Annotated in this window: 9 protein-coding genes; 4 read left to right on the plus strand and 5 right to left on the minus strand. The window is 62.5% G+C overall.

Annotated features, from left to right (window positions below):
* The first annotated feature begins 37 nt into the window (after window positions 1-37).
* Window positions 38-1,258 (plus strand): AI-2E family transporter, encoded by a 1,221-nt coding sequence (locus NKH70_RS07550; RefSeq protein WP_352714876.1) that lies wholly within the window; start codon window positions 38-40, stop codon window positions 1,256-1,258.
* On the opposite strand, the gene NKH70_RS07555 is transcribed toward NKH70_RS07550, so the two are convergent.
* The 3 genes from NKH70_RS07555 to NKH70_RS07565 all read right to left on the minus strand — a co-directional run bounded on the left by NKH70_RS07555 (window position 1,246) and on the right by NKH70_RS07565 (window position 3,639).
* Window positions 1,246-2,142, minus strand: a complete 897-nt coding sequence (locus NKH70_RS07555) for a DMT family transporter (protein WP_353025034.1) — start codon at window positions 2,140-2,142, stop codon at window positions 1,246-1,248. The genes NKH70_RS07550 and NKH70_RS07555 overlap by 13 nt on opposite strands.
* 123 nt (window positions 2,143-2,265) lie before the next feature.
* Window positions 2,266-3,030, minus strand: a complete 765-nt coding sequence (locus NKH70_RS07560) for an arginyltransferase (RefSeq protein ID WP_352714873.1) — start codon at window positions 3,028-3,030, stop codon at window positions 2,266-2,268.
* A 138-nt stretch (window positions 3,031-3,168) separates the two neighbouring features.
* A complete protein-coding gene (locus NKH70_RS07565) occupies window positions 3,169-3,639 on the minus strand; it encodes an RDD family protein (RefSeq protein ID WP_352714871.1) in 471 nt (156 codons plus the stop codon).
* A 221-nt stretch (window positions 3,640-3,860) separates the two neighbouring features.
* On the opposite strand from NKH70_RS07565, the gene sthA reads away from it, so the two are divergent.
* Complete coding sequence (sthA, locus tag NKH70_RS07570) at window positions 3,861-5,249, plus strand: Si-specific NAD(P)(+) transhydrogenase (RefSeq protein ID WP_352465511.1); 1,389 nt, start codon at window positions 3,861-3,863, stop codon at window positions 5,247-5,249.
* A 9-nt stretch (window positions 5,250-5,258) separates the two neighbouring features.
* On the opposite strand, the gene NKH70_RS07575 is transcribed toward sthA, so the two are convergent.
* The gene (locus NKH70_RS07575) at window positions 5,259-6,194 is read right to left on the minus strand and encodes an alpha/beta hydrolase (protein ID WP_352714869.1); all 936 of its coding nucleotides are present in this window, start codon (window positions 6,192-6,194) and stop codon (window positions 5,259-5,261) included.
* Between NKH70_RS07575 and NKH70_RS07580 the strand changes: the two genes are divergently transcribed.
* Complete coding sequence (locus NKH70_RS07580; protein ID WP_292656152.1) at window positions 6,140-7,315, plus strand: OpgC family protein; 1,176 nt, start codon at window positions 6,140-6,142, stop codon at window positions 7,313-7,315. The two genes, NKH70_RS07575 and NKH70_RS07580, sit on opposite strands and share 55 nt — an antisense overlap.
* Window positions 7,316-7,339: 24 nt before the next feature.
* On the opposite strand, the gene NKH70_RS07585 is transcribed toward NKH70_RS07580, so the two are convergent.
* Window positions 7,340-8,422 (minus strand): LacI family DNA-binding transcriptional regulator, encoded by a 1,083-nt coding sequence (locus tag NKH70_RS07585; protein ID WP_352714867.1) that lies wholly within the window; start codon window positions 8,420-8,422, stop codon window positions 7,340-7,342.
* 165 nt (window positions 8,423-8,587) lie between these two features.
* Between NKH70_RS07585 and NKH70_RS07590 the strand changes: the two genes are divergently transcribed.
* A complete protein-coding gene (locus NKH70_RS07590; RefSeq protein WP_352910895.1) occupies window positions 8,588-8,731 on the plus strand; it encodes a hypothetical protein in 144 nt (47 codons plus the stop codon).
* Window positions 8,732-8,918: the final 187 nt, after the last annotated feature.

Consider the following 8,918-nt stretch of genomic DNA (forward strand, 5'->3'; position numbering starts at 1 on the left):
GCATAAGCGATGCGATGGGCCAGGGAGAGTTGGGCGCTTGAAGGAAGTCAGGATACAGAAGCCGGAGCGGCAGCAGCGCCTGTTTGGCCTGTCGACGCCGCTCAGGGCCGCTGTCATTCCGCCGCTGTCGGCGGCGCGCTGGCTCCTGGTGCTGATCGTCGCCGCCGGCGTTTATTTCTTCCACGGCTTCCTGTTCCCGGTCCTTGCCGCCCTGGTTATCGCTTTCGCCAGTTGGCCGCTCTATCGGCGGTTGCTCGCTGGCGTCGGCGGCAACCGCACGATCGCCGCGACGCTTGCGATCTTGTTCATCCTGACCTTCCTGGTGGTGCCGATCGCGCTTGCCGGCACCTACGCCATCAATGAGGTGCGCGAATGGGTCAGCTGGGCCATCGAGACCAACCGCTATGGTGCGCCGACGCCGCACTGGATCGCCACCATGCCCGTGGTGGGCGAATGGCTCAATGAACAATGGACGGTCAACGTTGGCCACCCCGGCGGTATCGGCGAACTGATCCAGCTGATCAGTGGCGCCAATATCGGCAGCATCTATCGCGGCGTGCTTGCCGCCGGCGGCAGCGCCTTCGGCCTTTTGCTGACGCTGCTGTTCATGATGATCGCGCTGTTCTTCGCCTATCGCGACGGCGAGCATTTCGCCGGACAGATCGATCGCCTCGGCGAACGCATCCTGCCGGCCAGATGGGAACGGATCTCACGCGTGGTGCCGGCGACTATTTCCTCGACGGTGACCGGCATGACCGTTATCGCCATCGGCGAAGGGCTGGTGTTGGGTATCGCTTACTGGCTGGCCGGCGTACCGTCGCCGGTGACGCTCGGCGCGCTGACCGGCATCATGGCGCTGATCCCCGGCGGCGCGCCGCTGTCCTTCACGCTTGTCTCGATCTATCTCGCGGCCAGCGGCTCGCCGATGGCCGGGCTGGCGCTGTTCATCTGGGGCGCGGTCGAACTCTTCATCGTCGACAAGACATTGCGCCCGAAGCTGGTCGGCGGGCCGATAAAGCTGCCCTTCCTGCCAACCTTTTTCGGCCTGATCGGCGGCGTCAAGACGATGGGCTTTCTCGGCCTGTTCATCGGCCCGGTGCTGATGGCGCTGCTGGTCGCAATCTGGCGCGAATGGCTGCGCGAGGTGGAACTGACCGATGAACTCGCTGCCGCCGAACCGGCGGAGCAGGATGACGCACCGCCGCAGATCGAAATTGTCGCCGAACGCGCCGCCGCGAAAAAGAATCAGGCCGGGTGACTGACGGCGAACATGGCGCGGCGCTTGCGCCCCTCGTGCAACTGCCAGAGCGAATGGCCGATCAAGGTGACGATGAGGATCGCGCCGCCGATCAGGCTGTTGTGCGACGGGGTCTCGGCGAAGATCATCCACACCCAGACCGGCGCCAGCACGGTTTCGAGCAGGTAGAACATCGCCACTTCCGGCCCGGAGATGTATTTCGGGCCGTTGGCGAGGCAAAAGAACGAGATCGGCATGATGACGGCACCGTTGAAGATGATCCACCAGGGTGCGTTGACGTGAAAACCTACCTTGGAAACCATCAGGGCGGCAACGGCCAGCGGCAGGACCACTCCGATCAGCGCCGTGAAACCCATATCCTTGCCGCTGGCGCGCGAGATGGTGATGGCCGCGGCGATCATGAAAGCCGAGCATAGCGCCATCAAGTCGCCGAAGAGATGTCCGGTTCCAACGGAATCGCCGACAATGATCGTGACGCCGACGATCATCAATGCCAGCGCGGCAAGCGTCAGCGGTCGTGGCCTCTCCTTCAGGAACAGCCATGACAAAAGGGCCGCGAACATGGTTGTGAACGCCAGGATGAAAACGAGGTTGGCTGTCGAGGTGTTGTAGACGCCGGTGATGAAGGCGATCGAGCCGAGCCCGTAGAGGGCGGCAACGATGAGCCCCGACCAGCCCGGCACAAGCTGCGGTGCCTTTGCGCTCAGCGAACGCCAGACGGCCCAGATGATGAGCGTGGTGACGAAGGTTGTGCCGGTGCGCAACAGCAGGATCGTCCACGCCTCGCCATCGGCGAGCCGGATCAGCGGAATGTCGAAGGTCAGCGTCAGCCCGCCGATGGCGGTGATCAGAAGGCCTCTCTGGTGGTCGTTGTGGGAAGGCATGCGGCAATTCTCGCGATAGGCTTGGAGGCGCAAAATTGACTCGCCCGGTCTTCCAGCCGATCGGCCGGAAGCCCAGCGGCATCCTCCTCGAAACAATTTAAGAGTGAATACCGAAAGCGGAGATCAGCGCGAAACCGCTTCGTGATTGTGGCGTTCCCAGCCTTTCGGGCCGAGATGCTCCTGCGGCTGGAAGCGCATCTTATAATTCATCTTGCGCGAGCCGTTGACCCAGTAACCCAGGTAGACATGGGGCAGGCCCATCGCCCTGGCGCGGGCGATGTGGTCGAGGATCATGAAGGTGCCGAGCGAGCGGTCCTCGAAATCCGGGTTGAAGTAGGAATAGACCATCGACAGGCCATCGGCCATCTTGTCGGTGAGGGCCACGGCGATCAGTTCGCCCTGGCCCTTGCCGGTGATGAAGCTGTCGGGTCCGCGGCGACGGTATTCGATGACCTTGGTGTCGACATGGGTATCCTCGACCATCATGGCGTAGTCGAGCACGGTCATATCGGACATGCCGCCACGGCGATGGCGGGCGTCGAGATAGCTGCGGAACAGCGAATACTGTTCGGTGGAGGGTTCGGCGTCGTGCATGGCGCCGACCAGATCCGAATTATGCTGTATGACCCGTTTCATGTTGCGGCTGGCGGTGAATTCCTGCGCGAGGATGCGCACCGACACACAGGCGCGGCAGGTCTCGCAAGCCGGCCTGTAGGCGATGTTCTGCGACCGCCTGAAACCGCCCTGTGTCAACAGATCGTTCATCTCCGGGGCCTTGTCGCCGACCAGGTGTGTGAACACCTTGCGCTCGAACTGGCCCTCGAGATAGGGACACGGCGAGGGCGCGGTCAGAAAGAACTGTGGCGACTGGGTCGGGTGCTGCGTCATCGAGCCTTGGAAACACTCCTGCGAATCGTTCTACCTTTGGCGCGGACGCCGAAAAATTCAACAGGATTGTGAAAGCCTGGTTGACTGGAGGTCTTCACTTTTGTGCGCAAAGGCTGCGGCCGCGCTTCAAAAGTCTGCTCAGCGGCCGCTGCGGCTGACGACGGTGCCGAGCAACAGGTCGTGCAGCGTGCGCTTGCGGTCGGAAAACAGGCTCACCAGCAGGACCAGCGGTGAGAGGATGACATTGCCGGCCCAAAACAGCACCGAATGCACGACGGCGGTCAGCCCGTCGATGCGGCTGCCGTCGAGCCGGTCGAGCCGGATGCCCATTACCTTCATGCCGGTGGTGGCCTGGTCTTTACTGCCGAGCGTGTTCCAGATGTAGAGGATGGCGACGGCCGGCACGAGAATGGAAAACAGCATCCAGCCGAGGCCGAGCGTCAACAGCCCGAACAAGAACACCAGGATCGCGAATGGAATGGTGAGCAGCGCGACGATGAAATAATCGATGACGAAGGCGAGAATGCGCCGCGTGCGCACGCCCTCATAAGCGCGGACATCTTCGAGCCTGCTGGTGATGATTTCGCCGTCGAGAACGCGAGCGTTCATGTCATTTCCTCGTAATCGAACCCGGGTTAATGCACGGGGCCGCTCCTTGGTGAAATGGTGAAGGTTCGCGGCGGAATCAAGATCGAGCCTTTCGCCGCCGTGTAGATGGTGACGGACTGCCTGATGTCGTCTGAGCCGTCTGACTTGTTGAATTCATGGCGCGGATAGCGTTAGCTTGCTGCGGCGCAACAAAAGGCGCCGAGCCGAGGGGACGGGGCGACATGGACTACGACATGCTGGTCATCGGCAGCGGCCCATCCGGGCGCCGCGCCGCGGTGCAGTCGGCCAAGCTCGGCAAGTCGGTGCTGGTGGTCGACAGAGGCCGGCGTCTCGGCGGCGTTTCGGTGCATACCGGCACCATACCGTCGAAGACGTTGCGCGAGACGGTGCTCAACCTCTCCGGCTGGCGTGAGCGCGGCTTTTATGGACGCGGCTACCGCGTCAAGCAGGACATTTCGGTCGGCGATCTGGTCGAGCGCCTGCACAAGACGCTCGACCACGAGGTCGAGGTGCTGCAGCACCAGTTCATGCGCAACACGGTCAAGAGTGCGCGCGCCGCGGTAAAATTCCTCGGCCCCAACAAGGTCAGCCTGACCACCGACACCGGCGACTACAGCGAGGTTGGCTTCGCCCATGCGCTGATCGCGGTCGGCACCCGGCCGCACCGGCCGCGCGACGTGCCGTTCGACAAGACACGGATCTTCGACAGCGACGAGATGCTGGAACTCGACCGCCTGCCGCGCACGCTGACGGTGATCGGCGCGGGCGTTATCGGCGTCGAATATGCGACGATCTTTTCGGCGCTCGACGTTCCAGTGACGCTGGTCGAGCCGCGCAACACAATGTTGGATTTCGTCGACCGCGAGATCGTCGACGACTTCATCCATCAGATGCGCGATCGCGGCATGACGATCAGATTAGGCAGTGCCGTCAAGGAGATCGCCTCGAAACCCGATTGCGCCGAGGTGACGCTGGCCGACGGCCGCACCATCCGTTCCGAGATCGTGCTCTACGCTGCAGGGCGTACCGGCAATGTCGGCAGCCTGGGGTTGGAAGCGGTCGGCATCGAGGCCGATCCCAGGGGCCGCATCAAGGTCGATCCGCACACCTTCCAGACCAGCGCGCCCAATATCTATGCCGCCGGCGACGTCATCGGCTTTCCGAGCCTGGCCTCGACCTCGATGGAGCAGGGCAGGGTGGCCGCCTGCCATGCGTTCGGCGTGCCCTTGCCGCCGCCGCCCGAAACCTTTCCCTACGGCATCTACGCCGTGCCGGAAATCTCCACCGTCGGCCAGTCGGAGGAGCAGGTGCGCGAGAGTGGTGCTGCCTACGAGGTCGGCGTGGCGCGGTTCCGCGAGACGTCGCGCGGCCACATAATGGGCGTCAACACCGGGTTCCTGAAGCTTCTGTTCTCGATCGAAACACGCCGTCTGCTCGGCGCCCATATTGTCGGCGAGGGCGCGACCGAGCTCATCCACATCGGCCAGGCGGTGATTAATCTCGGCGGCACTGTCGACTTCTTCGTCAACAACACCTTCAACTATCCGACGCTGGCCGAAGCCTACAAGATCGCCGGGCTGGACGCCTGGAACCGCATGGGGCGAGGGTAGCTTCGAGGCTCATCGATTTGACGATGCAACGGCGACTGCAGGATCCGTCAGCCATTGCCTGACGATCTCGGCGTCCGGATCGCCGATTTCATGGCCGGAGGCAATGGTGTGGGTCTCGACCTTGGCGCCATGCGAGCTCAGTAGAGCGGCCAGCGCCGGCGCGAATGGCGCGTAGGTCAGGTCGGCAGCGCCGGCGATGATCAACGCTCGCGCCTTCGACAGGTCGGCCGGCGGCACCGAGTCGAGCACCGGCATCGGACGCAGCAATGCGGCGCGCTCGATCAGGCCCGGACGCAGCAGCATGACGCTTGAGACCAGGTTGGCGCCGTTCGAATAACCGAGAAAGGTCGCGCGGCTGAGATCGAAGCGGCGGCGCTTCGCGATGCCGTCGACGAAGCCCGCGAATGCGTCCGCCTCAGCACGGATGCTGGCCTGTTCGAAACGCGTCGGGGTGATTCGCGTGAACCAACGGAACCCGTGCTCCTGAGGAATGCGGCCACGGACCGCAACCAGCGCCGCGTGCGGCGCGATTTGCCGACCAAGCGGCAGCAAGGTCGTCTCGTCTACACCCGATCCATGCAACAGGAACAGCCAGTCACCGGGTAAATTGGCGGGTCGAAGGAGCCGGTAGAAAAAGCCTGAATTTTCCTGCAAAATACCGTCTTCGAGGCTCTCCTCGGCCATAGTCGCATCCTTTTGATTTTGCGTTACTTTCGTTAATTTGCCGGCTTCAAAACGAAATATTTTCAAGCTCCGCCAAAGTTGATTGAACCGGGCGCATTTCAGTCCGTTTCTTCGCCGATATAATCCCCGCGGGAGGGATCGAAGCAGTGTGCGCCCGGGTGGTCGCATTGCCGCGCATGAACAACCAGCTTTAAGGCCTTTTATCGATGACCATGCCAGTTTCGCCGGAACGCGATACGCGTATTGATGTGTTCCGGGCACTCGCTCTCCTGACCATATTCGTCGACCACGTGCCGGGCACTGTTTTCGAAACCCTGACCTACAAGAATTTCGGGTTTTCGGATGCGGCCGAGGCCTTCGTGCTGATCTCCGGCATGTCCGTCGCTCTCGCCTACGGCACTAAATTCCAGCCGGGAAACCGGCTGATTGCAACGCTGAAAATGTGGCGCCGCGCCGGTGTGCTCTATGTCACCCACATCGTCACGACGATGGTGGTCATGGCTATCTTCTGCGCGGCGGCGGTGTTTGCGAAACGGCCGGACCTTCTGACGCTGATCAACATCGAGCCGCTCGTCAGGAACCCACCACAAGTCCTGGTCGGTATCGTCACGCTCGGCCATCAGCTCGGTTACAACAACATACTGCCGGTCTATGCGGCGCTGCTGTTGATGGCGCCGGCCTTCCTGCTGTTCATCAGCTACAGGCCACTGGCCGCGCTTGCCGTGTCCGCAGCCCTTTGGCTGGTTGCCGGAATCTACCAGATCGCGCCGCCGAACTACCCGGAGCCCGGGTTTTGGTTCCTCAATCCGCTGTCATGGCAATTGCTGTTCAATATCGGCATGGCCAGCGTGTTGCATGTGCGGCGCGGCGGCACCATCCCGGTCAATCGCTGGCTGGTCGGCGTGGCGGCCGCCTACGTGCTGACGGCGCTCGTCTGGGTGCACAGCCCGCTGTGGGGGCATGTGTCATGGCTCGACCTGCCGGTGGTGCTGACCGGTTTCGACAAGACGTTCCTGTCGTTGCCGCGGCTGCTGCACATCCTGGCGATGAGCTATCTGGTCGTCGCCTTGCCTTTCGTCTCGAACCTGTTCCGCACCGGCCGCGACAATCCGCTCGCCATATTGGGCAAACGCTCGCTGCCGGTTTTCATCGCCGGCACGGTGATTGCCATGGCGGCGCAGGTGATGAAGCTGATCAACCCGGGCGGCATTGCCTATGACAGTCTGCTGCTCGCCGCCGGCATCGCCATGCAGTTCGCACTCGCCTTCTATCTGGAGTGGCTGTCCGCCATCGGCTGGTCCGGCAAGGGCAAGCCGGTCCGCAACGAGGCGGCCCGCTCGTCTTTTGAAATCGGGCCGATGGCCGCACAAGCGAACCGATAGACCTGGACGGTCGATCTGCCGGCCTCAAGCTATGCTCGGCGGCGGTCCGGACGATGCCCTGACGACAAGTTCGACATCGAGCGTTTCTCGCCGCACCGTGCCGTCGAAGTCGAGGATTCTTCGCGCTGCCCGGCGGCCGATCTCGGCGATCGGCTGGGCGATGGTGGTGAGCGGAGGCTCGCAAGTTGCGGCTTCAGGCACGCCGTCGAAGCCGACGACGGAAACATCGCGGGGAACCGCGATGCCCCGTGCGTTGAGCCATTCTAATGCCACCATTGCGATCCGGTCCGACATCGCCAGGATGGCGGTCGGCGGTTCCGCCGAGGCGAAGATGGTTTCGAGACCAGCCCTTGTGCTCGCCTTGTCGTTTTCGGTCTCGTAGACCGGCACCTCGGCGGTGTCGACACCAAACCGGGAAAGCTCTTCGAAATAGCCGAGGAGGCGGTCACGGGTTCCGGTATAGGTTGCCGTCCGGACCTGCTCGGGCGAGACAAGACCGGTGCTGTCGTCGGCGAAGGCCAGCGACAACACGGCGAAGCGGCGATGTCCAAGTTCCGCCAGATGGCGCGCCGCGAGTCGGCCGCCGGCAACATTGTCGATACTGATCGCGGAGACCGTGTCGTCCTGCGAGCCGAGCTCGAGCGCGACGAAGGGGAGCTTTCGTTCGCGCGTCAGCTCAACGAGGCGCGGACCGCCCTCGATGCAGAACAGGATGAAGCCGTCCACGAGGGCGCTCTGGATATTCCAGGCAAGTTTTTCCTCGTTGCCAGCCGACACGAGGGCTATTCCCGCGCCGGTGGCGTCGCAGGCTTCCGAGATGCCGGCCATCATCACGCGGGCAAAGGGGTCGTCGAAGAAATAGGACAGCGGCTCGGTTGTGGCGACGCCGATTGCATTGACCTTGCCGGCGCGCAGCAGGCGGCCCTTGGGATCCGGGCCGGCGTAGCCCAGCGCGTCGGCCGCCGCCTTGACCCGCTCGCGGACTTCCTCGCGCACGATTTCGGGACGGCTGAAGACATTGGAGGCAGTGCCGTGCGATACGCCCGCGGCTTTGGCGATGTCCGCCAGCCGGATGGGTCTCCTGCCGCCTTCGGTGAGTGATGCCATTTGTTTGTCTCCAGGACTCCTGTCCAACAGTATCGCCAATTAACTAACACCTTCGTTGGATCGATTCAAATTTTTGCTTGACATTTATGGTGCGACGCATATTCTTTGAATCGATCCAAGAGCGTTTTTCGTCCGCTGATTGGATCGATACAAGAGGAGAGTGCCATGCACCCCGTCAATTATCTGTTCGAGGACATTTACCGGAACGACTGGAGCATCCGCTCGAACGCGGAGGCCGGTAAGGGGCGCGACAGGACCGGTCCGTGGATTCGCGACCTGCGTTTCCTCGTAGGACGCAAGTGGAGCTGATCGGCGGCCTATTTTTTGTGCCCGCTGATTGGATCGATTCAAAAAGCTAGAGGAGATTAAGCCATGCACCCGATCAAGCATCTGTTCGAAGACATCTATCGCAATTATTGGGGCATCTCGCCGGCCACCGAACGGCCGGAGCGACGGCGTGTGGTCAAGACGACCAAGCGCGACGGCCAAGTCCGGC

The organism is Mesorhizobium sp. M0991, from assembly GCF_040318915.1.
Classification (GTDB): Bacteria; Pseudomonadota; Alphaproteobacteria; order Rhizobiales; family Rhizobiaceae; genus Mesorhizobium.

Bases quoted from the DNA above. Each gene is read 5' to 3' on its own strand.
- NKH70_RS07560 (WP_352714873.1), bottom strand. From the start codon at position 3,030: ATGACGCAGCACCCGACCCAGTCGCCACAGTTCTTTCTGACCGCGCCC.
- NKH70_RS07585 (WP_352714867.1), bottom strand. From the start codon at position 8,422: ATGGCATCACTCACCGAAGGCGGCAGGAGACCCATCCGGCTGGCGGAC.
- NKH70_RS07580 (WP_292656152.1), top strand. From the start codon at position 6,140: ATGACCATGCCAGTTTCGCCGGAACGCGATACGCGTATTGATGTGTTC.
- NKH70_RS07555 (WP_353025034.1), bottom strand. From the start codon at position 2,142: ATGCCTTCCCACAACGACCACCAGAGAGGCCTTCTGATCACCGCCATC.
- NKH70_RS07590 (WP_352910895.1), top strand. From the start codon at position 8,588: ATGCACCCCGTCAATTATCTGTTCGAGGACATTTACCGGAACGACTGG.
- sthA (WP_352465511.1), top strand. From the start codon at position 3,861: ATGGACTACGACATGCTGGTCATCGGCAGCGGCCCATCCGGGCGCCGC.
- NKH70_RS07565 (WP_352714871.1), bottom strand. From the start codon at position 3,639: ATGAACGCTCGCGTTCTCGACGGCGAAATCATCACCAGCAGGCTCGAA.